Origin of the sequence: Streptomyces sp. NBC_01474 (genome assembly GCF_035918215.1) — a bacterium.
Taxonomy (GTDB): Bacteria; Actinomycetota; Actinomycetes; order Streptomycetales; family Streptomycetaceae; genus Streptomyces; species Streptomyces aureus.
The window spans coordinates 3589484-3616353 of the sequence record NZ_CP109449.1; the positions used below are offsets into that span (position 1 = coordinate 3589484).

At 70.0% G+C, this 26870-nt stretch carries 23 protein-coding genes and 1 riboswitch; of the genes, 8 read left to right on the forward strand and 15 right to left on the reverse strand.

Annotation, left to right across the window (positions count from 1 at the left end; translation table 11 throughout):
- Window positions 1–16: 16 nt before the first annotated feature.
- The 4 genes from OG758_RS16615 to OG758_RS16630 form a co-directional block, all read right to left on the reverse strand.
- A complete protein-coding gene (locus tag OG758_RS16615; RefSeq protein WP_326710736.1) occupies window positions 17–703 on the reverse strand; it encodes a GntR family transcriptional regulator in 687 nt (228 codons plus the stop codon).
- A 265-nt stretch (window positions 704–968) separates the two neighbouring features.
- Complete coding sequence (locus tag OG758_RS16620; RefSeq protein ID WP_326710737.1) at window positions 969–1757, reverse strand: M23 family metallopeptidase; 789 nt, start codon at window positions 1755–1757, stop codon at window positions 969–971.
- Between the two features lie 12 nt (window positions 1758–1769).
- A riboswitch (cyclic di-AMP (ydaO/yuaA leader) is annotated at window positions 1770–1926 on the reverse strand.
- Between the two features lie 196 nt (window positions 1927–2122).
- Window positions 2123–3508: a M16 family metallopeptidase gene (locus OG758_RS16625; RefSeq protein WP_326710738.1), complete on the reverse strand. Its 1386-nt coding sequence runs from the start codon at window positions 3506–3508 to the stop codon at window positions 2123–2125.
- Window positions 3505–4911 carry a M16 family metallopeptidase gene (locus OG758_RS16630; protein ID WP_326710739.1) on the reverse strand — a complete coding sequence of 469 codons (1407 nt, stop codon included), beginning with the start codon at window positions 4909–4911 and terminating at the stop codon, window positions 3505–3507. The genes OG758_RS16625 and OG758_RS16630 overlap by 4 nt, the downstream gene beginning before the upstream one ends.
- Window positions 4912–5146: 235 nt before the next feature.
- On the opposite strand from OG758_RS16630, the gene OG758_RS16635 reads away from it, so the two are divergent.
- Window positions 5147–7603 carry a DNA gyrase/topoisomerase IV subunit A gene (locus tag OG758_RS16635; protein WP_326710740.1) on the forward strand — a complete coding sequence of 819 codons (2457 nt, stop codon included), beginning with the start codon at window positions 5147–5149 and terminating at the stop codon, window positions 7601–7603.
- Here OG758_RS16635 and OG758_RS16640 read toward each other — a convergent pair.
- A complete protein-coding gene (locus tag OG758_RS16640) occupies window positions 7600–8715 on the reverse strand; it encodes a CobW family GTP-binding protein (protein ID WP_326710741.1) in 1116 nt (371 codons plus the stop codon). The genes OG758_RS16635 and OG758_RS16640 overlap by 4 nt on opposite strands.
- A 384-nt stretch (window positions 8716–9099) precedes the next feature.
- On the opposite strand from OG758_RS16640, the gene OG758_RS16645 reads away from it, so the two are divergent.
- Together OG758_RS16645 and OG758_RS16650 are read left to right on the forward strand one after the other, a co-directional pair.
- Window positions 9100–9591, forward strand: coding sequence for a DUF6082 family protein (locus OG758_RS16645; RefSeq protein ID WP_326710742.1), 492 nt, complete (start codon window positions 9100–9102; stop codon window positions 9589–9591).
- 142 nt (window positions 9592–9733) lie between these two features.
- Complete coding sequence (locus tag OG758_RS16650) at window positions 9734–9970, forward strand: hypothetical protein (RefSeq protein WP_116508950.1); 237 nt, start codon at window positions 9734–9736, stop codon at window positions 9968–9970.
- Between the two features lie 51 nt (window positions 9971–10021).
- Here OG758_RS16650 and OG758_RS16655 read toward each other — a convergent pair whose 3' ends face one another.
- Window positions 10022–11188 carry a citrate synthase/methylcitrate synthase gene (locus tag OG758_RS16655; protein WP_326710743.1) on the reverse strand — a complete coding sequence of 389 codons (1167 nt, stop codon included), beginning with the start codon at window positions 11186–11188 and terminating at the stop codon, window positions 10022–10024.
- 98 nt (window positions 11189–11286) lie between these two features.
- On the opposite strand from OG758_RS16655, the gene OG758_RS16660 reads away from it, so the two are divergent.
- The 4 genes from OG758_RS16660 to OG758_RS16675 all read left to right on the forward strand — a co-directional run bounded on the left by OG758_RS16660 (window position 11287) and on the right by OG758_RS16675 (window position 16054).
- Window positions 11287–12567 carry a citrate synthase gene (locus OG758_RS16660; RefSeq protein WP_326710744.1) on the forward strand — a complete coding sequence of 427 codons (1281 nt, stop codon included), beginning with the start codon at window positions 11287–11289 and terminating at the stop codon, window positions 12565–12567.
- Window positions 12568–12583: 16 nt separating this feature from the next.
- Complete coding sequence (locus OG758_RS16665; RefSeq protein ID WP_326710745.1) at window positions 12584–13534, forward strand: sucrase ferredoxin; 951 nt, start codon at window positions 12584–12586, stop codon at window positions 13532–13534.
- A gap of 130 nt (window positions 13535–13664) precedes the next feature.
- The gene (locus OG758_RS16670) at window positions 13665–15377 is read left to right on the forward strand and encodes a sensor histidine kinase (RefSeq protein WP_326710746.1); all 1713 of its coding nucleotides are present in this window, start codon (window positions 13665–13667) and stop codon (window positions 15375–15377) included.
- Window positions 15374–16054: a response regulator gene (locus OG758_RS16675; RefSeq protein ID WP_116508961.1), complete on the forward strand. Its 681-nt coding sequence runs from the start codon at window positions 15374–15376 to the stop codon at window positions 16052–16054. Before OG758_RS16670 ends, OG758_RS16675 begins: the two co-directional genes overlap by 4 nt.
- Before the next feature lie 24 nt (window positions 16055–16078).
- Here OG758_RS16675 and OG758_RS16680 read toward each other — a convergent pair whose 3' ends face one another.
- The 3 genes from OG758_RS16680 to OG758_RS16690 all read right to left on the reverse strand — a co-directional run bounded on the left by OG758_RS16680 (window position 16079) and on the right by OG758_RS16690 (window position 18892).
- Window positions 16079–17137 carry an ABC transporter substrate-binding protein gene (locus tag OG758_RS16680; protein ID WP_326710747.1) on the reverse strand — a complete coding sequence of 353 codons (1059 nt, stop codon included), beginning with the start codon at window positions 17135–17137 and terminating at the stop codon, window positions 16079–16081.
- A gap of 86 nt (window positions 17138–17223) precedes the next feature.
- A complete protein-coding gene (locus tag OG758_RS16685; protein WP_326710748.1) occupies window positions 17224–18087 on the reverse strand; it encodes an ABC transporter permease in 864 nt (287 codons plus the stop codon).
- Window positions 18077–18892 (reverse strand): ABC transporter ATP-binding protein, encoded by an 816-nt coding sequence (locus tag OG758_RS16690; protein ID WP_227297789.1) that lies wholly within the window; start codon window positions 18890–18892, stop codon window positions 18077–18079. The genes OG758_RS16685 and OG758_RS16690 overlap by 11 nt, the downstream gene beginning before the upstream one ends.
- A gap of 160 nt (window positions 18893–19052) precedes the next feature.
- On the opposite strand from OG758_RS16690, the gene OG758_RS16695 reads away from it, so the two are divergent.
- Window positions 19053–19745, forward strand: a complete 693-nt coding sequence (locus tag OG758_RS16695) for a response regulator (RefSeq protein ID WP_326710749.1) — start codon at window positions 19053–19055, stop codon at window positions 19743–19745.
- 89 nt (window positions 19746–19834) lie between these two features.
- Here OG758_RS16695 and OG758_RS16700 read toward each other — a convergent pair whose 3' ends face one another.
- From OG758_RS16700 to OG758_RS16725, 6 genes are all read right to left on the reverse strand, one after another.
- A complete protein-coding gene (locus OG758_RS16700; RefSeq protein WP_326710750.1) occupies window positions 19835–21427 on the reverse strand; it encodes a solute symporter family protein in 1593 nt (530 codons plus the stop codon).
- On the reverse strand, window positions 21424–21921 hold the full coding sequence (locus tag OG758_RS16705; RefSeq protein ID WP_326710751.1) for a DUF485 domain-containing protein: 498 nt from the start codon (window positions 21919–21921) through the stop codon (window positions 21424–21426). Before OG758_RS16705 ends, OG758_RS16700 begins: the two co-directional genes overlap by 4 nt.
- A gap of 95 nt (window positions 21922–22016) precedes the next feature.
- Complete coding sequence (locus tag OG758_RS16710) at window positions 22017–22670, reverse strand: response regulator (protein ID WP_372567295.1); 654 nt, start codon at window positions 22668–22670, stop codon at window positions 22017–22019.
- A 143-nt stretch (window positions 22671–22813) separates the two neighbouring features.
- Entirely contained in the window at window positions 22814–23968 is a 1155-nt protein-coding gene (locus OG758_RS16715; protein WP_326710752.1) for a sensor histidine kinase, read from the reverse strand.
- Entirely contained in the window at window positions 23965–24489 is a 525-nt protein-coding gene (locus OG758_RS16720; RefSeq protein ID WP_326710753.1) for a DUF1453 domain-containing protein, read from the reverse strand. Before OG758_RS16720 ends, OG758_RS16715 begins: the two co-directional genes overlap by 4 nt.
- 192 nt (window positions 24490–24681) lie before the next feature.
- The gene (locus OG758_RS16725; RefSeq protein ID WP_326710754.1) at window positions 24682–26817 is read right to left on the reverse strand and encodes a DNA gyrase/topoisomerase IV subunit B; all 2136 of its coding nucleotides are present in this window, start codon (window positions 26815–26817) and stop codon (window positions 24682–24684) included.
- Window positions 26818–26870: the final 53 nt, after the last annotated feature.

The window sequence follows — 26870 nt, forward strand, 5'->3', positions numbered from 1 at the left end:
GTATACGGCGCTTCTGTTAATGCTGGAGCCCCACTGTGTTGACGGGATGTTGCGAAGTCCTCACACCGCCACCCTTACGAGGGGCGCGCAGGCGGTGGGCGGCCATGGCGCGCTCCGTGTGCTGCGCCGTGAGCGCCCGCGCGCGCTCCACGTCACCGCGCGCCACGGCGTCCACGATCGCCCCGTGCTCGGCCCAGGAGGCGGCGGGCTGCGCAGGCTGCTCGACGGTGTACATCCACGCGATCTTGTGGCGGAGCTGCGTGAGCATCGTGATCAGCCCCGGGCTGCCGGACGTCTGTGCCAGCGTCTCGTGGAACCAGCCGCCCAGCGAGCGCAGATCCTCGCTCTGACCTTGCCGGGAGCGCTCCTGGCCCAGCCTGACCAGGCCTCGCAGCACCTTCAGGTGCGCCTCGGTGCGGCGCTGCGCGGCGCGGGCGGCGGCGAGCGGTTCGAGGAGCATCCTGATCTCCAGCTGGTCCGCCGCCTCCTGCGTGGTGGGTTCGGCGACGCACGCGCCCGCGTGCCTGCGGGTGACGACGAAGCCCTCGGCCTCCAGGGTGCGCAGCGCCTCGCGCACGGGGACGCGGGAGACGCCGTAGCGGCGGGCGAGCACCTCCTCGGTGAGTCTGCCGCCGCGCTCGTAGACACCGGAGACGATGTCGTCGCGGATCGCCGTGCATACCGAGTGCGCCGGAATGCGCATGAACCGACCTCCGCCATAATCCCCGCGAAACGCGGTAGACAGTCGCTCGTACAGCGCGATTGAAGTCCGTTCAGCGCGCCTGCCCAGCGACTCTATTCCAGCGGGCGCGAATTTCCGACGGCAGGCCGTAATCCATGGATATTTTTTGGACAGCGCCGCCGGGAACGAACGAGCCGGTCCGGTAACGAGCACGGCCGGTAACGCCGAAAGCCCCGGCTCGGTGAGCCGGGGCTTTCGATGCGTTGTCGTGACTACGCGGCGAAGGTCAGACGTTGACGCCGTGCGAGCGCAGGTAGGCGACGGGGTCGATGTCCGAGCCGTACTCGGGGCTCGTGCGCGCCTCGAAGTGGAGGTGCGGGCCCGTGACGTTGCCCGTCGCCCCGGAGAGGCCTATCTGCTGGCCCGGGGTGACCGTCTGGCCGACGGAGGCGCCGATGGACGACAGGTGGCCGTACTGCGTGTACGTGCCGTCGTTCATCTTGATGACGATGTTGTTGCCGTAGGCGCCGCCCCAGCCGGCCTCCACGACCGTGCCCGCGCCCACGGCGTGGACCGAGGTGCCGCTGGCGGCGTGGAAGTCGATACCGGTGTGGCTGCCGGAGGACCACAGGCCGCTGCTGGCCTTGTACGCGGTCGACACGTACGAGCCGGTGACGGGCATGACGAAGGCGTTGAGGCGCTTGCGCTCGGCCGCACGGGCGGCGCGCTCCTTGGCCTCGCGCTCGGCCTTGGCCTTGGCGGCGGCCTTGCGCCGCTCCTCCTCGGCCTTCTTCTTGGCCGCGGCCTCGGCCCTCTCCTTCGCGGCGGCCTTGTCGGCGGCCTGCTGCTGGGCGGCGGCCTGCGCGTCGATCTGCGCCGCGAGGGAGTCACCGATCGAGATGGCCTTGGTCAGGCCGGTCTGCTCGAGAGACGCGTCGTCAGCGGCGAGGGCGGGGGCGGCGAGGCCTCCGATGACACCGGTCGTGGTGAGCGCGGCGACGCCGGCGACCTGCGCGGTGGTACGCGTGAGACGGCTCGGGCGACGGTGCTTCCCGGTGGCACGGGTGAACGCCATGGAGTGGCTGATCCTTTCCTTCCTTCTCGCCTACCGGGTTAGCTGACGGGTTCGGAGCAGGAAGGTCTCCTACGGACCCCCTTCAAGGAAGGGCGTCCGATTCACCCCAGGGACGGTGGGTCCCCGGCTCCCCCGGCTCGCGCCTTGGGGGACTCGGCGATGACTGTCCGGTGCCGCGGGCGCGGCGCACATCTGGCGGACAGCCGGACCGACGCTAAGCGGGGCATCTTTCAATCAACAAACGGAAACGGGCTTTTGTAGCGCATGCCACAGGGCAGACAGGCAACCACTGGTTCAATTCGGACATACAAGGGCCCCGGTGGTCATCTCGCCCACCGGGGCCCCTCATTGCACACCGGTCACGGTCAGCCCGTGACGACGGTCACCTCTCCGATGCCGAGCGCCCTGACGGGCTCCTCGATCTGGGCTGCGTCACCGACGAGCACCGTCACCAGCCGGTCCATCGGGAAGGCGCTCACGACGGCCGCGGTGGCCTCCACGGTGCCCGTCGCGGCGAGCCGCCGGTACAACTCCGCCTGGAAGTCGTCCGGCAGGTGCTGCTCGACCTGGTCGGCGAGCGTCCCCGCGACGGCGGCGGCGGTCTCGAACTTGAGCGGGGCGACCCCTACCAAGTTCTGTACGGCCACGTCCCGTTCGGCGTCGGTGAGGCCCTCCGCGGCGAGCGTGCGCAGCACCTTCCAGAGGTCGTCGAGCGCCGGACCCGTGTTCGGTGTGTCCACGGAGCCGCTGATGGCGAGCATCGCGGCGCCCGTCCCGTCCGGCGCCGAGCGCAGCACCTGGCCGAACGCCCGCACGCCGTAGGTGTATCCCTTCTCCTCGCGCAGAACACGGTCCAGGCGGGAGGTGAGGGTGCCGCCCAGGCAGTACGTGCCGAGCACCTGCGCCGGCCACACCCGGTCGTGCCTGTCCGCGCCGACGCGGCCGATCAGGATCTGCGTCTGCACCGCGCCCGGCCGGTCGACGACGACGACCCGGCCGGTGTCGTCGGCCGTCACGGGCGGTACGGGGCGCGGCTCGGCCGTGTTCCCCGTCCAGGCGCCCAGCGTGTCCGCGAGCAGGACGTCGAGATCGATGTCCGCGAGGTCGCCCACGACGACCGCGGTGGCCGTGGCGGGGCGCACGTGCCGGTCGTAGAAGGCGCGTACGGCCGCCGCGTCGACGGCCGCGACGGTCTCTTCGGAGCCCTGGCGCGGGCGGGACATGCGCGCGGTGGCCGGGAAGAGCTGCTTCGAGAGCTCCTTGGCGGCGCGGCGGCCGGGGTTGGCCGTCTCGTGCGGGATCTCGTCGAGCCGGTTGCGCACGAGACGTTCGATCTCGCTGTCCGCGAACGCGGGTGCCCTGAGGGCGTCGGCGAGCAGGCCGAGCGCCTTCGGCAGGCGGGAGACGGGGACCTCCAGAGAGACCCGTACGCCGGGGTGGTCGGCGTGCGCGTCGAGGGTGGCGCCGCAGCGCTCCAGCTCGGCCGCGAACTCCTCGGCCGCGAGCTTGTCGGTGCCTTCGGAGAAGGCCCTCGCCATGATGGTGGCAACGCCGTCGAGCCCGGCGGGCTCGGCGTCCAGGGGCGCTTCGAGGTTGATCTCGATGGCGACGACCTGCTGGCCCGGGCGGTGGCAGCGCAGCACCGTCAGGCCGTTGTCGAGGGTGCCGCGCTCGGGCGCGGGGAACGCCCACGGCCGCGCCGTGCCGGCCTGGGGCTGCGGGTGGAAGTCCATGGTCGCGAGCTCGGTCACTTGCCGGCCTCCTCGTCTGCGGTCCCGCCTGTGGTCTCGTCCGTGATCGCTGCGGCGGTCTCGTCCGTCGTCCCGCCGGCGATCTCGTCGGCCTCTTCGGGGGCCGTGGGCTCGTAGACGAGCACCGCGCGGTTGTCGGGGCGCAGATGGGCCTCGGCCACCTCCTGGACCTCCTGCGCGGTGATGTCGAGGACGCGTTGGACGGCGGTCAGGGCGAGCTGCGGGTCGCCGAACAGGACGGCGAACCTGCACAGTTCGTCGGCGCGGCCCGAGACCGTGCCGAGCCGGTCGAGCCACTCGCGCTCCAACTGGGCCTGGGCGCGCTCCATTTCCTCCGGAGTGGGACCGTCGGCGGCGAACCGCGCAAGCTCCTCGTCGACGGCCTCCTCGATGACCGGCACCTCGACGTCGCCGGACGTCTTCACGTCCAGCCACCCCACGGAGGGCGCCCCCGCGAGCCTCAGGAGACCGAACCCGGCGGCGACGGCGGTCTGGTCACGGCGGACGAGACGGTTGTAGATCCGGGACGACTCGCCGCCGCCGAGGACCGTCAGGGCCAGGTCGGCCGCGTCGCACGCGCGCGAGCCGTCCTGCGGCAGCCGGTAGGCGGCCATCAGCGCGCGGGCCGGGACCTCCTCCTCGACGACCTCGCGCACGCCCTCACCGATCCGGTCGGGCAGGGCGCCGTCGCGCGGGGGCTGCTTCCCGTCGTGGCGCGGGATGGAGCCGAAGTACTTCTCGACCCAGGCCAGCGTCTGCTCGGGGTCGATGTCCCCGACGACCGAGAGGACGGCGTTGTTCGGGGCGTAGTACGTACGGAAGAAGTTCCGCGCGTCCTCCAGGGTGGCCGCGTCCAGGTCGGCCATGGAACCGATGGGCGTGTGGTGGTACGGGTGGCCCTCCGGGTACACGAGGGCGGTCAGCTTCTCGAACGCGGTCCCGTACGGAACGTTGTCGTAGCGCTGGCGGCGCTCGTTCTTGACGACGTCGCGCTGGTTCTCCATCGACTCCTCGTCGAGCGCGGCGAGGAGGGAGCCCATCCGGTCGGCCTCCAGCCAGAGCGCGAGCTCCAGCTGGTGGGTCGGCATGGTCTCGAAGTAGTTGGTGCGCTCGAAACTCGTCGTCCCGTTCAGCGAGCCGCCGGCGCCCTGCACCAGCTCGAAGTGCCCGTTCCCGTGGACCTGCTTCGAGCCCTGGAACATCAGGTGCTCGAAGAGGTGAGCCAGGCCGGTGCGGCCCTTGACCTCGTGGCGCGAGCCGACGTCGTACCAGAGGCAGACGGCTGCGACCGGGGTCAGGTGGTCCTCGGAGAGCACCACGCGCAGCCCGTTGTCGAGGCGGTGCTCGGTCGCTGTCAGGCCGCCGGAGCCGGCCTCGGCGGTGGCCGTGTGACCCATGGGCATGTACGTCCCTTCGATCGCGGAACTATCGCGGAAACTGCAGATGTGCTGCCAGTTCTGCCACTGTATGCAAGCGTTCTGACGCCTGGCGAAGTTCCCGCACTGGGTACGCCGAGAGCGAGCACCGAACGCCGTACGGACGGGTCGCGGTCGGCGTTGTCAGTGGGGCGGTCCACAATGGTGCGCGTCAGATTCTCGTACATGCCCCGGCAGCATCTGTGAAGGAGCCGCAGCAGCGATGGCCCGCCGCAGCACGAAGACCCCGCCTCCCGACGACTTCGAGGAGCGGATCCTCGACATTGACGTTGTCGACGAAATGCAGGGCTCCTTCCTCGAGTACGCCTACTCGGTGATCTACTCCCGGGCCCTGCCGGACGCCCGTGACGGTATGAAGCCCGTGCACCGGCGCATCGTCTACCAGATGAACGAGATGGGCCTGCGCCCCGACCGCGGCTATGTGAAGTGCGCCCGCGTCGTCGGCGAGGTCATGGGTAAGTTGCACCCGCACGGAGACGCGTCGATCTACGACGCCCTGGTGCGGCTCGCCCAGCCCTTCTCGATGCGCCTCCCTCTGGTCGACGGCCACGGAAACTTCGGCTCCCTGGGGAACGACGACCCGCCGGCCGCCATGCGGTACACCGAGTGCCGGATGGCCCCCGCGACGTCGCTGATGACGGAGTCGATCGACGAGAACACCGTCGACTTCGGGCCTAACTACGACGGCCAGGAGCAGGAGCCCGCCGTCCTGCCGGCCGCTTACCCGAACCTCCTGGTCAACGGCGCGTCCGGCATCGCCGTCGGCATGGCGACGAACATGCCGCCGCACAATCTCGGCGAGGTCATCGCCGCCGCCCGTCACCTGATCAGGCACCCGGGCGCCGACCTCGAGACGCTCATGAAGTTCGTCCCGGGCCCCGACCTGCCGACCGGCGGCCGGATCGTCGGCCTGTCCGGCATCAAGGACGCCTACGAGTCGGGCCGCGGCACCTTCAAGATCCGCGCCACGGTCTCCGTGGAGGACGTGACGGCGCGCCGCAAGGGCCTCGTCGTCACCGAACTGCCCTTCGCGGTGGGCCCCGAGAAGGTCATCGCGAAGATCAAGGACCTGGTCGGCTCCAAGAAGCTCCAGGGCATCGCGGACGTCAAGGACCTCACCGACCGCCAGCACGGCCTGCGCCTGGTCATCGAGATCAAGAACGGCTTCGTGCCGGAGGCCGTCCTGGAGCAGCTCTACAAGCTGACGCCGATGGAGGAGTCCTTCGGCATCAACAACGTGGCGCTGGTCGACGGTCAGCCCTTGACGCTCGGCCTCAAGGAGCTCCTGGAGGTCTATCTCGACCACCGCTTCGAGGTCGTACGCCGCCGCAGCGAGTTCCGCCGCACGAAGAAGCAGGACCGCCTGCATCTGGTCGAGGGCCTCCTCGTCGCGCTGGTGGACATCGACGAGGTCATCCGCCTCATCCGCTCCAGCGACAACTCCGCGCAGGCGAAGGAACGCCTGATGGAGCGCTTCTCGCTGAGCGAGATCCAGACGCAGTACATCCTGGACACGCCGCTGCGCCGCCTCACCAAGTTCGACCGCATCGAGCTGGAGACGGAGCGCGACCGGCTCAACGGCGAGATCGACGAGCTGACCGGGATCCTCGACTCCGACGCCGAGCTGCGCAAGCTCGTCTCGGCCGAACTGGCCTCGGTGGCGAAGAAGTTCGGCACCGAGCGCCGCACCGTGCTCCTGGAGTCGGCGGGCACGGCGGTCACCGCGGTGCCCCTCCAGGTCGCCGACGACCCGTGCCGCGTACTCCTGTCGTCCACGGGCCTCCTGGCGCGCACGGCGACCGCCGGCCCGTTCGGGGACGACGAGGACGCCCGGCGCACCAAGCACGACGTGATCGTCTCCGCGGTCCCGGCGACGGCGCGCGGCGAGATCGGCGCGATCACTTCCACGGGGCGCCTGTTGCGGCTCAATGTCATCGACCTGCCGCAGCTCCCGGAGACGGCCTCGGCGCCGAACCTCTCCGGCGGCGCGCCCGTCACGGAGTTCCTGTCGTCGCTGGAGGCGGACGAGAAGGTGGTCTGTCTGACCACCCTCGACGAGTCGTCCCCCGGCCTGGCGATCGGGACCGAGCAGGGCGTGGTCAAGCGCGTCGTGCCCGACTACCCGACGAACAAGGACGAGTTGGAGGTCATCGGCCTCAGGGACGGTGACCGCATCGTCGGCGCGGTGGAACTGCGCACCGGCGAGGAGGACCTGGTCTTCATCACGGACGACGCTCAGTTGCTCCGCTACCAGGCCTCGCAGGTACGTCCGCAGGGCCGGGCCGCGGGCGGTATGGCGGGCATCAAGCTGGCCGACGGCGCCAAGGTGATCTCGTTCACCGCCGTCGATCCGGCTGTGGACGCGATCGTCTTCACGGTGGCGGGATCGCGCGGCACGCTCGACGACTCCGTCCAGACGACGGCGAAGCTCACCCCGTTCGACCAGTACCCGCGCAAGGGCCGGGCCACGGGCGGTGTGCGCTGCCAGCGCTTCCTGAAGGGCGAGGACTGCCTGAGCCTGGGCTGGGCGGGCCCGACACCGGCCCGCGCGGCGCAGAAGAACGGCACCCCGGCCGAGCTGCCCGAGGTCGACCCGCGCCGCGACGGCTCCGGCGTCTCCCTCGCGAAGACGGTCTCGGTGGTGGCGGGGCCGGTCTAGAGCCTTTCGTTGTCCTGCGGTTCCTGTACGTATCTCAGGACGCCCCACATGCTGTGCTCGTCGGCATAGGTGTGCGGGGCGTCCTGGGCGCAGGCGGTCAGTTCCTTGCTCAGCCGCGGGGCGTCGATCCCGGTCCCGATGAGGACGAGCCGACTGAGGCGCGGCTCCCCGGGCGTCCAGAGCTCCGGTGAGAACCGCAGGAACCGACCGACGGCGTGCACGGTGTACTTGTTGCGCGTGTCGGCCGCGCCGAAGTCGACGTACCCCTTGATGCGGTAGAGCCCCTCGGGCCTGCTGTCGAGGAACGCCATCAACCGGCGCGGATCGAGCGGCACTTCGGACTCGACGGAGAGACTGTCGTACGCGGAGTGCAGATGGCCGTCGTGCTCCTCGTGCTCCCCATGCTCGTCGCGTTCGTCTCCGCCCGTACTGTCGCCGTCGTACCGGTGGAGGTCATCGAACGACAACTGGCCGATCCGCTCGCGCGTCGGCCGGCAGTCGAAGAGGAACTCGGGGTCCACGCGCGCGTACGTCGCGGGGACGACTGCTGCGCCTCCGGCCAGCCGGCGCACACGCTCCAGGACACGCTGGTGCTCCCCGTCCGGGACCCGGTCGGCCTTGTTGACCACCACGAGGTCGGCGATGGCCAGATGCCGGTCGAGCTCGGGGTGTTGCTCCCGCGTCGTGTCGAACTCGACGGCGTCGACGACCTCGACCAGACCGCCGTACACGATCCGCGGATTCTCGCTGGCGAGCACCATGCGCACGAGCTCCTGCGGCTCGGCGAGCCCGCTGGCCTCGATCACGATCACATCGATGCCGTTGCGGGCTGACGGCCGGGTGAGCCGGTCCAGGTACTCGTCGAGCTCGCTCGCGTCGACGGCGCAGCACAGGCACCCGTTGCCGAGGGAGACGGTGGAGTCGCCGAGCTGCCCGGCGACGGCCATGGCGTCGATCTCGATGGAGCCGAAGTCATTGACGATCGCGCCGATCCGCGTGCCGCCGCCGTGGTGCAGCAGATGGTTCAGCAGGGTGGTCTTGCCGGAGCCCAGGAACCCGGCGAGGACGACGACCGGGATCTGCTGCGGAAGCTCCTGCCTCGGCTGACTCAACGCGCGACCTCTCTCACACCGACGCGTCCAGGGACGCGCATACCGGCGTTCTTACGACGAATGAATGCCGCCCCAGGATACGAGCGCGTAGAAACACCGCGAAGTGAACGATTGTTAGCGTCGCGGGCTGGGCACACGACAGGCATGGCGCCCGGACGAGCGACCCCTGCTTCCCTCCGTGTGCCTCCTCTCCGCCTCCCCGCCGACCAGCGCCGCTCGGCACCCCGGGGGGCGGCAAGCGCGCCGCCCACCGCTCGCCGGTCCTTTCCCGTCGCCCCGCACCCGACGACCGGCGGACGGTCGCCTGAACCGGGGGTTGACATGGCCACACAGAGTTTTGGGGTACGAGGGATCGGGTCCGTCGTCATTGCCGGGGCGGCTCTCATGGGAGTCGCACTCGCACTCGCCGCGCAGCGGCGTCGCCTCGAGGAGGCACGTCTGCGCATCGAGGAGCTGGAGCAGGAAGAGTTGTCGCAACAGCGCGGCGCTCGGGCACGTCAGCAGCGCGTGCATTGGGAACTGTCACTCAAGGCGATCGACGACCCCTCGCTCGCAGCCGTGATCAACACGTACGACCCCGAGATCCCGCCGGCGAAGGTGCGGCAGTTCTTCTTCGCGAATGCCTGGTACGTCAACCTCTTCCACTTGGACCAGGCAGGCGTCATCGACCAGAAGGACCTGTACGGCCGTCTTCGCGACCTCTTCCAGAGTCCGGTCTTCCGCGAGTACTGGCGGGCCAGTCGGCCCAACCGGGCGACCCTGATTTACTCCTCCGACGAAGCTCGGCTCGGCCGCCTCGCCGACCGGCTCCTCGAGGAGCTCGAGGAAGCGGACACCGAGGAGTGGTGGGTGGTCGGCGATCCGCCGACGTCCTGACTCCTCGGCCGTCAACAGGCTGACATCCCTCACACGAGCGAGTCCTCCGAGGATTTCCGCGTCGTTACGCATGAGCCCCAAGGGGCGCATTAGCCTGTCGGCATCCTGCCGGAAGTAAGCCTCCTCTAAGGATCGGTACCCCTTGAAGATCGTGCGCCGCATCGGTGTGCCCCCGCACGCCCGTGGCAGTACCTCGGGCGCTAACTGCCCTGACGTATTCGAGCTGAGCGACGGCAACTTCGCCGTCATCGGCACCGAGGCCACCGCGGAGCTCGACAAAGAGCTCCCGGACGACGCCTCACTGGCCGACTACGAGCGCATCGTGATCGTCAGCCGCGAAACGCTCGTGCGCGCGAAGGCCGATATCCCGGACGCCTAGCCCGCCGCTTCCCAGAGCCCGGTCCCCACGAAGGACCGGGCTCCGGCGCGTTCAGGACACGACCGGTACCGGCGCCGGAGCCGCCGGGCCCACATACCGGGCCGCCGGGCGAATGATCTTCGAATCCCGAGCCTGCTCAAGGATGTTGGCGCTCCAGCCCACCACCCGGGCAGCGGCGAACGTCGGGGTGAACATCGCGCGCGGCAACTCGCACAGCTCCATGACCACGCCCGCGTAGAACTCCACGTTCGTGTGAAGTTCCCGGCCCGGCTTCAGCTCCGCGAGGATCGACTCCACGTGGCGCTCGACCTCGACGGCGAACTCCACCGTCGGCCCGCCGAACCCCTCGGCGATGCCCCGCAGCATCCTCGAACGGGGGTCCTCCGTGCGGTAGACGGGGTGGCCGAAGCCCATGATCCGGTCGCCCGCGAGGACCCGCTCGCGGATCCACCCGTCGATCCGGTCCGGCGTGCCGATCGCGTCGAGGGTGTCGAGCGCGCGGCTCGGGGCGCCGCCGTGCAGTGGCCCGGAGAGCGCCCCCACGGCGCCGACCAGACAGGCCGCGACATCGGCACCGGTCGACGTGATGACCCTCGCCGTGAACGTTGACGCATTGAACCCGTGATCAATGGTTGAGATCAGGTACTGCTCGATGGCACGGGCGTGAGCGGGCTCCGGCTCCGAACCCGTCAGCATGTAGAGGTAGTTCGCGGCGTACGACAGGTCGTCGCGCGGTTCGACCGGTTCGAGGCCGTCACCGAGCCGGTGCAGCGCCGTGAGCAGCGTCGGCACGACCGCCGCGGCGGCCAGGGTGTCGTCCCGCCGCCGCTCGTCATCGATGTCGTACACCGGGCGGAAGCCCTGTGAGGCGCCGAAGAGCGACAGGGCGCTGCGCAGCCCGGCGAGCGGGCCGGAGAGCGCTCCGGCGCGGGCGATCACGGGCAGCGCGGCCCGCACGTCGTCGGGCAGTCGGCGCAGGGCGGCCGTACGTGCGGCGAAGGCCTCGGACTGCGCGGCGTCAGGCAGCTCGCCGTGGATCATCAGGTGCCATACGTCCTCGAAGCCGCGGGTCTGCGCGAGCTCGACGGCCGAGTACTGGCGGTAATGGTAGAAGCCCTCACGCCCTCTGACGTCACCCAATTCGGTGTCGGTGACGACGACGCCCGCGAGTCCCCGCGGTACGTCGACAGGGGTGACCGTGGTCCCGTTGATCGGCATGTTTCCTCCCTGGACTTGATTCGACTGTCCACGCTTGACTCAATGTCTGTCAATATTGATTGAATCAACACAAGCGATGCGGATATACGGTGGCGCGCATGACGGATCACGAACCCGCACCCGCGCGGGAAGCCCGGCGGCTCAGCACCAAGGAGACGGCCGAACTTCTGGGTGTGAAGCCCGAGACCGTGTACGCGTACGTGAGCCGCGGTCAGCTCAGCAGCCGCCGGGCGGCGCCGGGCTCGCGCGGCAGCACGTTCGACGCGGCCGAGGTGGAGGCGCTGGCGCAGCGCAACAAGCGGGAGCCCGCCGCCGCTTCGGCCCCGGGCGAGTTCTCCGTACGCACCCGCATCACATTGATCGACAAGGACCGCTACTACTTCCGCGGGGTCGACGCCGCCGAGCTCGCCGCGCGTCACTCCTACGAAGAGGTCGCCGAGTGGCTGTGGACCGGGACGCTGCGGCCGGGGGTCCGGTTCACCGGCCCCGGACAGTCCCTCGCCGCGGCCCGGCACGCTGTGGGGGCCCTGCCGGAACACAGCGGCCCTGTCGACCGTCTGCGGGTCGCCGCGGTCGCCGCCGCCGTCGCCGACCCGCTGCGCTTCGACCTCTCCGAAGAGGCCGTACTCGGCACGGCCCGCACCCTCATCCCGACACTGGTGGCCGCCCTGCCACCCGTACGGCACACACATCGCGACGGCGGACCGCTCGCCCAGCGCCTGTGGGGCCGCCTCTCCGGACGCGAACCCGACGATCCGTCGCTGCACGTCCTGGACACGGCACTTGGGCTCCTCGTCGACCACGACCTCGCCGCGTCGACACTCGCCGTCCGGGTCGCCGCGTCGGCGCGCGCACACGCGTACGCGGCGGTGTCCGCCGGCCTCGGCGTCCTGGAGGGACCTCTCCACGGCGCCGCCAGCGGTCTCGCGCACCGCATGCTCCTCGAAGTCCTCGACCGCGGCAGCGCGGCCCCTGTGGTGGCGGACGAACTCCGTTCCGGGCGCCGCGTCCCGGGCCTCGGCCACCGCCTGTACAAGGGCGAGGACCCACGTGCCCAGGCCCTGTTCGCCCTCCTGGAAGAGATCCCGCAGGTCCACCCGGCGCTCGCCGCGGCCCACGACGTCGTGGCGACGAGCGCCCGCCACACCGACCTGCACGCGAATGTGGACCTCGCCCTCGCGGTCTTCACCGTCTCGTGCGGCATGCCCGCCGAGGCCGGCGAGACCGTCTTCGCGGTGGCCCGGACGGCGGGCTGGATCGCACACGCCCTGGAGGAGTACGGCGAGCGCCCGCTGCGGATGCGGCCGAGCGGACAGTACGTGGGACTGCGCCCGCCTCAGCCGCTGCCCGCGCCCGACGCCCCACTGCCGGCCGAGTGAGGTTAGGCTCCCCTACGTGAGTACGTGTGCGACCGCCTCGCAGGATCTGACCGAGCCTCTCGCGGGGACCGCCGCCACCGCGAGTACCTGGCTGCTGATCGAGCAGCCGGGCCCCTGGGGCGTGAAGGCGCTGACGTCCAGCCATCTGGACCCGGAGCTCGGCAGGGCCCTGGAGGCGGCCGCGGAGGGGACCGGCGTGCGCGTCGCCCTCATCAGGCGCCCGGGCCGGCACGCGGACTTCCACGCCACCACCCGGCGCCATGTGTATGTGGCCCACACCATTCCGGGAAACACATGGCTGCGCGGCACCACGACCGAGTCCCCACAGGACCTGCTCGCACTCGACTTCGCCGCCCTCGGAGCGGGTGATCACCGCGGCTTCGGTACGCCGCACAAGGGCGCACCGCTCGCGCTCGTCTGCACCAACGGCAAGCGCGACCGCTGCTGCGCCCTCCTGGGCCGACCGCTCGCCGCCGATCTCGCCGCGTCCGAACAGGACGGCATCTGGGAGGTCACCCACCTCGGCGGCCACCGCTTCTCCCCCACGCTGCTCGTACTGCCCTACGGCTATGCGTACGGCCGCGCAGACGCCGCCCACGTCAAGGACACCCTCGACGCGGTACGGGCCGGCCGGATCGCCACCGACGGATGCCGCGGGAACTCCGCGTGGGAGCGGCCCGGCCAGGCCGCCGAGCTCGCCGTGCGCACGTCGGCCGGCATCGATGACGCCGGAGTGCTGAGCGTCGTCGGCACGGAGGCCACGGCACCGGGGCATGGGACCCTCTGGGAGGTCACCGTCACCCACACGGACGGCCGCCGCTGGCACGTCACGGTCGCGCAGAGCACTTCGCTGCCGCCCCGCCCCGAGAGCTGCGGTGCCGCACTGGGTACTCCGGCGCGCATGGACGTACTCGCGGTGGACGAGATCGCGCCCGCCGTCACAGGCCCCCTCGGCGCGAGCGGCTGAGCCGACGGGCTCACGCCCCACACCGGCGTACACACGGCACCCCACCACCCCTTACGAGGTGCATCCCAGCTCGCGAGATACCCGCCACATCGCTACGGAGTACCCCGCTCGCCCCCTTACCGTTCTTCGTATGAGCCCCACTCCCCCCACACGCCGGCTGCGCTTCGGCCTGCCGCGGCGCGTCTTCGCGCAGGTGCTGCTGATGCAGGTGGCGATCGCCGCCGGGGTGGCCGTGCTCGCGACGGGGCTCTTCCTCGCGCCGCTCAGCGACCAGCTCGACGACCAGGCGATGCGCCGAGCGCTGGCGATCGCGCAGACCACCGCGGCCCAGCCGAGCATCGCCGAGGACCTGCGGCATTCACGTCCCACGGTCGACGGCCCCGTCCAGCGGGAGGCCGAGCGGATCCGCCGGGCCAGTGGCGCCGAGTACGTAGTGATCATGAACAAGGGAGGCGTCCGCTGGTCCCACACCGATCCGGGCGAGGTCGGCAGGATCGTCTCAACGGACCCCAGCGAGGCGCTCGCGGGCCACGACGTCATGGGGATCGACAGCGGCACCCTGGGCCGCTCCGCGCGCGGGAAGGTGCCCCTGCGCGACGCACAGGGCGACATCGTCGGGGCCGTCTCCGTGGGCATCGAGTACGACAGCGTCAGGGCGCGGCTCATCCACGCCATTCCGGGCCTGTTCGCCTACGCGGGCGGCGCCCTCGCCGTCGGAGCGCTGGCCGCCTACCTGATCTCACGCCGGGTCCAGCGGCAGACCCGTGACCTGGCGTTCTCCGATATTTCGGGGCTGCTCTCGGAGCGCGAGGCCATGTTGCACGGTATTCGGGAAGGCGTCGTCGCGCTGGACCGGAGCGGCCGGATCCGGCTGCTGAACGACGAGGCGCACCGGCTCCTGGGCATCGGCGACGAGGTGATCGGGCAGTCGCTCGACGACGCGCTGGGTCCGGGTCGTACGACCGATGTGCTGGCGGGCCGGGCCACGGGCACGGATCTGGTGACGGTCCGCGGCCAGCGCGTGCTGATCGCCAACCGCATGCCCACGGACGACGGCGGCGCCGTCGCCACCCTCCGGGACCGCACCGAACTGGAGCAGCTGGGGCGCGAGCTCGACTCGACGCGCGGCCTGATCGATGCCCTGCGCGCCCAGGACCACGAGCACGCCAACCGCATGCACACGCTGCTCGGCCTGCTCGAGCTGGAGATGTTCGACGACGCCGTCGAGTTCGTCGGCGAGGTGGTGGGCGACCACAGGGCGACCGCGGAACAGGTGACCGAGAAGGTGCATGATCCGCTGCTCGCGGCTCTCCTCGTCGGCAAGGCGACGGTGGCGGCGGAGCGCGGAGTCGCCCTGTGGATCTCCGACAGGACGCTCCTCCCCGACCGGTTGATCGACCCGCGAGGGCTCGTCACGATCGTCGGGAATCTGGTCGACAACGCGGTGGACGCGGTCGCGGGCACCCCCCACGCGCGCGTGGAGGTCGATGTACGGGCGGCCGACGACCGCACGGTGGCGTTGCGGGTGCGCGACACGGGGCCCGGCATCCCCGCCGCCCGACGGGAGTTGATCTTCACGGAAGGGTGGTCCACCAAGAAGCTGCCTTCCCACGGGAAGCGCGGTATCGGCCTGCCCCTCGTGCGCCGGCTCGCGGAACGGCAGGGCGGCAGCGTCCACGTCGGGGAACCTGACGGCGGAGGCGCAGAGTTCACCGTCTTCCTGCCCGAGGCGCTGACGGATCCGGGCCTCGCACAGGAGGCCACCACCGAGACACCCATGACCACCACGGCCGACACCGCCGCCGATGCCATGGCCGCCCCCACGAAGGAGGACCCGCGATGATCGAAGTGCTGGTCGTGGACGACGACATCCGCGTCGCGCGCGTGAACGCGGCCTACGTGCAGAAGGTGGCGGGCTTCCGCGTGGTGGCCGAGGCGCACAGCTCGGCCGAGGCCCTGCGTGAGGTGGAGGCCCGGCCGCAGATCGACCTGATCCTCATGGACCACTACCTGCCGGACGAGACGGGTCTGGCGACCGTTCAGGAGATCCGGCGCCGCGGCCACCAGACCGACGTGATCATGGTGACGGCGGCGCGTGACGTCTCCACGGTGCAGGCCGCCATGCGGCTCGGGGCGCTGCAGTACCTGGTCAAGCCGTTCGCGTTCGCGGGGCTGCGCGCCAAGCTGGAGGCGTACGCGGGGCTGCGCCGCACGCTGGACGGCGGCGGCGAGGCCGAGCAGGCCCAGGTCGACCGGATCTTCGGCGCCCTCTCCGCAGACACGGAGCCGGACCTCCCGAAGGGACACTCCCTCAGCACGGCGGAGCTCGTACGCAGGGTTCTGGTGGACGCGGAGGGCCCGCTCTCGGCACAGGAGGTCGGGGACCGTACGGGGTTGAGCCGGCAGACCGCCCAGCGCTATCTGAAGCTCCTGGAGCGCACCGGCCGGGCCGGCCTGACCCTCAAGTACGGCGACGCGGGCCGCCCGGAACATCGTTATGTCTGGGCGACCCGCACCTGAGCGACGTACGAGGAGTTGACGTGGTCAGCCGGCGGCCTTGTCCACGAACTCGGTGGTGTACGTCTTGCTCAGGTCGACCTTGGCGTTCTTGATGTTCGGGTTGAACGCCTTGAGCACACTCTCAACAGTCTCGGGGCCGTTCTTGGGCATCACGCCGTCCGTCGTGAACATCGGCAGTGTGGCCTTGATCGCCTCGGCGTACAGCTTCTTGTCGCCCTGGGAGTAGTCGGCCGGCATCTTGGCCGCGATCTCGTCGGCGCTGTGCGTGGACATCCACTTGAGCGTCTTCACGAAGGCGTTGGCGAGCTTCTGGACCGTCGGCTTGTGGCTGTTGACCCAGTCCGTCTGCATGTAGAGGCTCGACGACGGGTACGGGCCGCCGAGCGCCTCCTGGGAGCCCTCCGGGGTCCGCATGTCGACGAGGACCTTGCCGAGCTTCTTGTCCAGGATCGTGGCGACGGTGGGGTCCGTCGTCATGCCGCCGTCGATGGCGCCCTTCTGGAGCGCGGAGACGAACGTCGGGCCCGCGCCGACGGCCACCGGCGAGAACTGGCTCGCCTGGACGCCGTTCTTGACCGCAAGGTACTTCGTGAGGAAGTCCGTCGAGGAGCCGAGGCCCGTGATGCCGAGCTTCTTGCCCTTGAAGTCCTTGGGCGAGGAGATGTCCTTGGACGCCTTGTTGGAGACGATCTCTACCTCTCCGGGGGCCCGCGAGAACTGCACCACGGACTCCACGGCCTTGCCCTTGACCTGCAGGTCGAGCGTGTGGTCGTAGAAGCCGACGGCCCCCTGGACCTGGCCGGAGACGAGCGCTGTCTCGGCCTGGACACCTGCGGGCTCGCTCAGGAGTTGGACATTCAAACCCTCATCCTTGAAGTAGCCGAGCCGGTCCGTGAGCATCGCCGGCATGTAGATGACCTTGTCCAGGCCACCGACCATGATCTTGACGTGCTCGCCCTTGCCGTCCGCCTTCTTGCCGGAGCCGGTACTCGTACTGGCGGCGTCGTTGGCGCACGCCGTGAGGGAGGAGACGGCGAGCAGGCCGGTCGCTGCGAGGGCACAGAGCCGCGCGGTCTTGCGCATAGTGGTTCACGTCCTTGTGAAGAGACTGAAGCGGGTGGGGAGAGTGGTGCGGGGAAGCGCTGGTGACGCGTGCCGAAGGGCAGCCGTCAGCTGTCCGAGTCCTTGGGCTTCCAGCGGAAGATGCGGCGCTCGGCGAAGGTGAGCAGCCCCTCGGCCAGCAGGGCCACGACGGCGAGGATGACCATCGCCGCGTACACACCCGCCGCGTTGAACGTGCCCTGCGACTGTGCGACGAGCAGGCCGACGCCCTTGGTCGCGCCGATGTACTCGCCGACGATGGCGCCGATCAGCGCGAAGCCGAAGCTCACATGGAGGCTGGTGAAGATCCATGACGTGGCGGACGGGATGACGACCTGAAGCGTCACTCGGCGATCGCTGGCGCCGAGGATGCGCGCGTTGGCGACCAGGTTCCGGTCGACCTCGCGGGCTCCCTGGAAGGCGTTGAAGAACACCGGGAAGAACACCAGGACGACGGCGGAGGCGACCTTGGAGGCCGGGCCGAGGCCGAACCAGATGACGAAGATCGGGGCGAGCACGATCCTCGGGATGGAGTTGAGGACCTTGATGTACGGGCCGAGGACGTCGGCGAGGAAGGTGATGCGCCCGAGCGCGATACCGAACACGACACCGGCGATCACGCCGATGATCCAGCCGACGAGCGCTTCGTAGAGCGTGTACCAGACCTGTTCGCCCAGCGAGCCGAGCGCCGTGCCGTGGGTGGTCCACGTCCAGATCTGGTCCCAGATCTTCGACGGCATCGAGAAGTTGAACGGGTCGATGATCGCGGCGCGAGCGAGCACCTCCCAGAGTCCGAGGACGGCGACGAGGAGCAGGACTCGGGCGCTGCCGACCAGCACCTTGCGCCGACGGGCGGCCCGGGCCTTGGTGACGGCGCGTCCCGGCTTGGTGGTGTCGGTGACGGGCGCGGCGGTGACGGTGTCAGGCGACATCGGCGGCACCTCTCTCGCGCGTGATGCGGACCTCTTCGCCGAGGGATTCCCAGATCTCGCGGTAGATGTCGATGAACTCGGGCAGCAGGCGAACCGATTCAACCTTGCGGGGGCGCGGCAGGTCGATGTCGAAGACCTGCTTCACGGTGGCCGGGCCCGCGGTCATGACGACGACCTTGTCGGCCAGCGCGATCGACTCCTCCAGGTCGTGGGTGACGAAGACGACCGAGGCGCCCGTGCCCTCCCACAGCTCCAGGAGCTCGTCCGACATCAGGGCCCTGGTCTGCACGTCGAGCGCCGAGAACGGCTCGTCCATGAGCAGGATCTCGGGGTCGTTGACGAACGTGGCGGCGAGCGCGACGCGCTTGCGCTGGCCTCCGGAGAGCTGGTGCGGGTAGCGGTCCTCGAAGGACGCGAGGCCGACGCGGGCCAGCCATTCGCGGGCCTTGGCCTTCGCCTCGGCCTTCGGTACGCCGCGGAAGCGCGGGCCCGCCATGACGTTGGACAGCACCGTTCGCCAGGGGAACGTCGCGTCCTGCTGGAACACGAATCCGACCTTGTCGCCGACACCCTCGACGGGTTGGCCTGCCACCAGGACCTCGCCCTCGGTCGGTTCCTCCAGGCCGCTGACGAGGGTCAGGGTGGTCGACTTCCCGCAGCCGGTGGGGCCGACGACGGCCACGAACTCGCCGCGCGCGACGGTCAGATCGAGCTCCCTGACCGCGGTGTGCAGGCCGCCCGAAGGCGTCCTGAAGATTTTGCTCGCGCCCCGCAGTTCGATGGCGGGGCCGGTGTCTGTGCTCATGGCCGGAAGGTAGATGTGACCTGGGACACCGCATCAGTCTTCTGGGCGCAAGGTGTACTTCTGCTTGCAAGAGGCTGTTGTGCTCGTTTTGCTCGCGCTACAACAGCTGAGCCGAAACACGGGCTTAACAGCTCGCCTGGGCTTGAGGGAGAGAGGCCCGATGATTGACGTCCTGGTCGTGGACGACGACTTCCGTGTCGCCGAGATCAACGCGAAGTACGTGGGAAAGGTTCCCGGTTTCCGGGTGGTGGCCCGTGCCCACAACGCCGCGCAGGCGCTGGCCTTCGTGGAGCGCCAGCACATCGACCTCGTGCTGCTCGACCACTACCTGCCCGACATGACGGGCCTCGAACTCGCCCACCGGATGCGGGAGAACGGCCACAACACCGATGTCATCATGATCACGGCGGCGAGCGACGTTCTGACGGTGCAGGCGGCGATGCGCCAGGGCGCACTGCACTACCTGGTCAAACCGTTCACGTTCGCCGCGCTGCGCTCGCGACTCGACTCGTACGCGGCGCTGCGCCGCACCGTGGACCGGGTCAGCGGCCGCGGCGCAACGGGCCAGGAGCAGGTCGACCGGATCTTCGGTGCGCTACGGGCGCTGCCCATGCCCGCGTCGCCCGGCCTGCCGAGCGGGCAGTCGGAGCCGACCACGGATCTGATCTGCGGCGTGCTGCACCGCGCAGACCATCCGCTGTCCGCCCACGAGGTGGCGGCGGAGACGGGCCTGAGCCGCTCCACGGCGCAGCGGTATCTGCGGCACATGGAACAGTCGGGCCGGCTCCACCTCTCGCTCAAGTACGGGGACACCGGGCGCCCGGAGCACCGTTACGTGTGGGTGGCGCCCTGAGCTGACCAGGGTACCGAGGTGACCGAGGTGACCTGAGCACTCTGGGCCGGCCGCGCGAGGGCTCGGGCCACCTATGTGGGGCGCGGGCCTCAGACGGCTCCCGCCCCGGTCAGCGCCCGCACCTCCGTCTCCGCGTGCTTGGCCTCGTCCGGTGGCTCGGGCGAGGTGACCGTGCCGAGCCAGCCCGCCAGGAATCCGAGAGGGATGGAGACGAGGCCGGGGTTCTCCAGCGGGAAGAACTGGAAGTCCACGCCGGGGAACAGCGAGGTCTCGCTGCCGGACACGACCGGTGACAGGACCACCAGGATGAGGGCGGGCACGAGCCCCCCGTAGACGGCCCACACGGCGCCGCGCGTGGTGAAGTTCCGCCAGAACAGGGAGTAGAGCAGCACGGGCAGGTTCGCGGAGGCCGCCACGGCGAAGGCGAGGCCCACGAGGAACGCCACATTGAGATCACGGGCGAGCAGACCCAGAGCGATCGCGACCACGCCGATTCCGGCGGCGGCGACACGGGCCACGGCGACCTCGCTGCGCGGCTTGGCATGCGGGCGGCGCAAGGACGCGTACAGGTCGTGGGCCACGGACGCCGAGGAGGCGAGCGTGATCCCGGCGACGACGGCGAGGATCGTGGCGAAGGCGACGGCCGCGACCACCGCGAAAAGAACCGTTCCACCTGTGGAGTCCGGACCGCCGCCCAGGTCGAGCGCGAGCAGCGGAACTGCCGTGTTCCCCGCCGCGTTCGAACCGCGCACGGCGTCGGAGCCCACGATCGCCGCCGCACCGAAGCCGAGCACGATGGTCATCAGGTAGAAGCTGCCGATGAGTCCGATGGACCAGATGACCGAGCGGCGCGCGGCCCGTGCCGTCGGAACGGTGTAGAAGCGCGACAGGATGTGCGGGAGCCCGGCGGTGCCGAGCACGAGCGCAAGCCCCAGGCTGATGAAGTCGAGCCGCGCGGTCCAGTCGCCGCCGTACTTCAGTCCGGGCGCGAGGAACGCGGCTCCGTGCCCGCTGCGCTGCGCCGCCGTACGCAGCAGCTGGTCGAAGTCCCCGTGGAAACGCACCAGGACGAGCACGGTCAGGGTGATCGCCCCGCCCATGAGCAGGACCGCCTTGACGATCTGGATCCAGGTGGTGGCCCGCATCCCTCCCAGCGACACATAGATGACCATGAGCCCGCCGACGCCGACGACGGTCCATGCCTGTACGGCTCCGCCGGTGCTGCCGAGCAGCAGCTCGACCAGGCTGCCCGCACCCACCATCTGCGCCACCAGATAGAGAACGGACACCGTCACCGAGGAAGTTCCCGCCGCGATCCGCACGGGACGCTCGCGCATCCTGGCGGCGATGACGTCGGCGAGCGTGAACCGCCCGCAGTTGCGCACGAGTTCGGCGACCAGCAGCAGCACGACGAGCCAGGCGACGAGGAACCCTACCGAGTAGAGCAGGCCGTCGTAGCCGAAGAGCGCGATCAGGCCCGAGATACCGAGGAAGGAGGCCGCCGACATGTAGTCGCCCGCGATGGCGAAACCGTTCTCCATGGGCGAGAAGAGCCGGCCGCCCGCGTAGAACTCCTCCGCCGAGCCGTGCCTGTTGCGGCTCACCCAGGTGGTGATCGCCAGCGTGACGGCGACGAACACGCTGAACAGCAGCAGCGCCAGCGTCTGATGGTCTCCGGTCACCGCTGGCCACCCTCGATCATTCGGGTCATCTCCTGGGTGTCCCAGCGCAGTTCGAGCGCCGCGCGGTCCCTTCGCAGCCGCGCGTGCCGCGAGTAGAGCCACGTCAGCAGGAAGGTGCTCAGGAACTGCCCGAGCCCTGCCAGCATCGCCACGTTCACCGCGCCCACGACGGGCCTGCCCATCAGACCGGGGGCCGTCGTCGCCGCCAGGATGTACGCGAGATACCAGGCGAAGAAGGCCGCGGCGGCCGGAATGACGAACCTCCGGTAGCGGCTGCGTACTTCCTGGAAGGCGGCGCTGTGCTGCACCTCCAGATAGATCGCGGCCGCGCTCCGCTCCGGGGGCGCGGCCTGGGGAGGTACGGCCGGGGCCGGGGCCCCCGTGCCGTCCAGCTCGCCCCACCCGGAGGCCAGCGCGTCGTACCAGGGATCGCCGAGAACACCGCGATCACCGGCCCGGGTCTGCGCCACCTCGCGCCCGTCGTGCTTCTCCACCGAACTCTCCTTGTCCGCGGGCCACTTAGGCCGCGAGCCCAAGGATGGACAGAACGGGAAGATCCCGGACTCTTCTCACATCCCCCTTCACCCCATTAGGTGATGGCCGACCCCGGTGGCTGAACAAGGCCGTGCCGATAGGCGTACCGCACCGCTTGCGCCCGGTCCTTGAGGCCGGTCTTGGCGAAGAGATTGTTGATGTGTGTCTTCACCGTCGCGGTGGAGACATGGAGGGCGCGGGCGATCTCCTGATTGGTGAGACCCTCGGCGATGAGCCCCAGAACTTCGGCCTCTCGCGCGGTGATCCCGTCGGGCGGATCCACCGGCGCGGGGGCCGGTGCGGGCTCCGAGAGGCGCTCCAGGAGACGGCGCTGGATCTTCGGGGAAAGGCCCGCATCGCCGGAGAGCACGTCCTCGACGGCGCGCACGATCTCGTCGCCGCCCGCGTCCTTCGTGAGATAGCCCCGGGCTCCGGCCTTGAGCGCGGGGAACAGCGACTCGTCGTCCGCGTAGGTGGTCAGGATGACGACCTGGGTCCCGGGGTACTCCGAGCGGATACGCCGCGTCGCCTCCGCCCCGTCACAGCGCGGCATGCGGAGGTCCATGAGGACGACGTCCGGGGCGAGTTGGGCGACCAGTGCGACGGCCTCGTCCCCGTCACCGGCCGCTCCGACGACCTCGATGCCCGGCAGCAGCCCGAGCAGCATCACGATGCCCTCGCGCACGACCGTCTGGTCATCGGCGACCACGACTCTGGCATCCCTGCGCGCCGCCCCACCCGTCTGCGATCCAGCCGAGTCCGCCGCGCCGGTCGGCGCGTCCGCCGCACCTGTCCGCGAACCTCCCGAGTCCGCTGCGCGATCGCTCCCGTTCGCCCCCCGGTCCGTCCCACTCATGCGGGTACCTTCAGCTTCACTGCGAAACCCTCCTCGCACGGCCCTGCCACGAGCGTGCCGCCGAGCAGCTCCGCACGCTCCCTCATCCCCAACAGACCGTAGCCGGAGCCACTGACAGTGAGCTCTCCCGCCGGCGCGGCCGAGCCCGAATCCCTTACCTCAAGGGTCACTTCGGCGGCGCCGTACTCCAGTCTCACCTGGGCCTTCGCGCCGGGCGCGTGTTTGCGTACGTTCGTCAGGGCCTCCTGGGCGACTCTGCGTACGGTCTGTGACGCCTCTACGGACAGCGGGCGCCGCACGCCTTCCACCGAGACCGTCGCACCGTCCGTGGCGACGAGCTCGCGCAGGAAGTCCTCCAGCGGCGTCAGCTCACCGCGCAGCGCCGAGAGCGCCTGGCGCGTCTCGGTGAGCCCGTCACGTGCCATGCCCCGGGCGGCGACGACCCGTTCGTGGATCTGGTCGAGATCCGCGCCCCGCTCGATGAGCAGGCGGGCCGCTTCGAGGTGGACGAGCTGGGCGGAGAGGCTGTGCGCCAGCACGTCGTGGATCTCCCGCGCGATCCGGGCACGCTCGGCCAGTGCGGCGGATTCCGCCTCCGCGGCCCTCGCTGCCCGCTCCTGGCGGAGCAGCCGCTGGGCGCTTCCTCTCGCCTCCGCGTCGAGGCGCAGGACGTATCCCGCAAGGCAGAGCCCGATGGTGGTGACCGCCGTGGTGAACCATGCGTCGTTGTTCAGGACCGCGAACCCGGTGAGCGCACCGGCCGTGAGAGGAATGGCCGCGACCAGGGGCAGCCGCTCAAGGGCGGTGACGGCACAGCCGCACCAGAGGACGAGCGCCGGCCCTCTGAACCCGGCCTGCTCCGTGGCGAATGCCGCGCCCATCAGGAGGGCGAGCAGTCCCACGGAGGGCCACAGCAGGTGTTCCAGCGTGGTCCGGAAGAACCCCCAGGCAGCGGCGCCGCAGGCGATGAGCGCGACCGGCGCCAGGGCGACGGTCCATCCGTGCACTCCACGCTCCGCTGCGGCGGTCCACACAAGAGCCGTGAGCGCGACCGCTCGCACGACGCGGGCCAGGACCCGCCGTGGGCGTGTGAGCCCTTCGCGGGAAAGCGCCTCCCGCGAGGGCCAGCTGGTCCAGGCTCCGGGCGTCACACACGGTCCTTCCACGACGGCGCGGGCACGCCGTCACCGTACGCCCCGGCCCCCTGGGACGCAGTCTGCAGGGACTGCGCACGCCAGATGAGGACTCCGGAGCGGACGAGCAGTGTGGCGGCCAGGGCGAGCATGAGGGCAGCGCTGCCCTGCTTGATGCCGAAGGCCGCGCCGGCGGCGTAGAGACCGGCCCGTACGGCCACACCCATGATCCAGACGGCGCCGCTGGCCTTGGTGCTCTTGCTCCATACGGTGCCGTCCTGCACGGTCCACAGACGGGTGGTCCAGGCCCAGCCGGCGCCGATGGCGAGACCGACGAGCAGCTCAAGGCCCATGAGCGAGGCCGAGAGTGCCTGGTGGTGGGGGTCGAGGAGGTCCGGCTTGCGCAGGGCCATGAAGACGAGCACGGCGGGCACGACCCACCAGCGCTTGTCCATGGTGATCTGCTGTGCCTTGAACTGACGGACGACCACCAGCACGACGACGGCGATGATCACCAGCACATTGGTGAGCCCGGACATGGCGGCCTCCGACTTTCCGTGACTTCGAGGATTTCGAGGGTTTCGAGAACTTCGCCGGACGACGCCGAGCGGCGTCGTCGAGCAACGTCTTCGAAGTTACGGAAAAGGCCGGCTCACGGGATCGGAGCTGGGGTGGATCGTGGGTGGATCAGCCGGCTCCACCCACGGGTGGAGCCGGCGTCCGGGTCGGTCCTAGGCGTCGATGCGGGAGCGGTCGAGCGTCGCGGCCGAGCTGCTGATGAACTCCTTGCGCGGCGCCACGTCCGTACCCATGAGCAGATCGAAGACCTGCTCCGCAGCGTCCAGCTCGCCGATGTTGATCCGGCGCAGCGTGCGGTGACGCGGATCCATCGTGGTCTCGGCCAGCTGGTCGGCGTCCATCTCTCCGAGACCCTTGTAACGCTGGATCGAGTCCTTGTAGCGCACGCCCTTGCGCTGGTACTCCAGGAGCGTCTCGCGCAGCTCGCGGTCCGAGTACGTGTAGACGTACTTGTCCTGGCCCTTCTTCGGCTGGACGAGTTCGATGCGGTGCAGCGGCGGCACCGCGGCGAACACGCGGCCCGCCTCGATCATCGGCCGCATGTAACGCTGGAAGAGGGTCAGGAGCAGGGTGCGGATGTGTGCGCCGTCGACGTCGGCGTCGACGAGCAGGATGATCTTCCCGTAGCGCGCGGCGTCGATGTCGAAGGTCCGCCCGGACCCGGCTCCTATGACCTGGATGATCGCGCCGCACTCGGCGTTCTTCAGCATGTCCGACACAGAGGACTTCTGAACGTTGAGGATCTTGCCGCGGATCGGCAGAAGCGCCTGGAACTCGGAGTTCCGGGCCAGCTTGGCGGTGCCGAGCGCGGAGTCCCCCTCGACGATGAAGAGCTCGCTGCGCTCCACGTCGTCGCTGCGGCAGTCGGCGAGCTTGGCCGGCAGCGACGACGACTCGAGGGCCGTCTTCCTGCGCTGCGCGTCCTTGTGCTGGCGGGCCGCGATCCGCGTACGGGCCGCAGCTACGGCCTTCTCCATGACGGCGCGGGCCTGGGCCTTCGCGTCGCGCTTGGTGGAGGTCAGGAACGCCTTGAGCTCCTTGGCAACGACGTTCGCGACGATCCTGTTGGCCGCCGAGGTTCCGAGCACCTCCTTGGTCTGGCCCTCGAACTGCGGCTCGGCGAGACGCACCGTGACGACGGCCGTCAGGCCCTCGAGAGCGTCGTCCTTGACGACGTCGTCCTCGGCGACACGCAGCAGCTTCTGGGCGCGCAGCACCTCGTTCATCGTCTTGGTGAGCGAGCGCTCGAAGCCGCTCACGTGGGTGCCGCCCTTGGGGGTGGCGATGATGTTGACGAACGACCTCAGTGTCGTGTCGTAACCGGTGCCCCAGCGCAGGGCGACGTCCACGCCGAGCTCGCGGGTGACCTCGGTCGGCGTCATCTGACCGTGGTCGTCGAGGACGGGGACGGTCTCCTTGAAGGTGCCCTGCCCTGAGAAGCGGACGACGTCGCAGACCGGCTTGTCGGCGGCGAGGTACTCGCAGAACTCGCTGATGCCGCCGTCGAAGCGGAAGGATTCCTCGCCCTTGCTGCCGCCGTCACCGAGCCCGTACTCGTCGCGAACGACGATGGTCAGGCCCGGCACGAGGAACGCGGTCTGGCGGGCGCGCTGGTGCAGGTTCTCCAGGGACAGCTTGGCGTCCTTGAGGAAGATCTGGCGGTCGGCCCAGTAGCGCACGCGCGTGCCGGTGCGGTTCTTCGGGACCCGCTTGACCTTGCTGAGCCGCGCGGAGGAGTCGAACGTCGCGTCGGGCCCCGACTTGGCGAAGGCGCCGGGGACGCCGCGGCGGAAGCTGATGGCGTGCGTGTTCCCGCCACGGTCGACCTCGACGTCGAGCCGCGCGGAGAGCGCGTTCACCACGGAGGCACCCACGCCGTGCAGGCCGCCGGAGGCCGCGTAGGAGCCCCCGCCGAACTTGCCGCCCGCGTGCAGCTTGGTCATGACGACCTCGACTCCGGAGAGTCCGGTCTTGGGCTCGACGTCCACGGGGATACCGCGGCCGTTGTCCCGCACCTCTACGGAGGCGTCGTCGTGGAGGATGACCTCGATGTAGTCGCAATAGCCGCCGAGGGCCTCATCGACGGAGTTGTCGATGATTTCCCAGAGGCAGTGCATCAGGCCACGACTGTCCGTCGACCCGATGTACATGCCAGGGCGCTTGCGTACGGCCTCGAGCCCCTCAAGGACGAGCAGGTGCCGCGCGGTGTAGTTGGAACTGTCCTTGTCCACGATGCCGCCTGCTCCGGTCAGCAGCGCTGTGGACGGCACGGACGTTTCGGCGGTCACGCAGTTCGCTCCTCGCTGAATTTCAGTTGGAACCCTTTTGGGTAAGGGGTCGG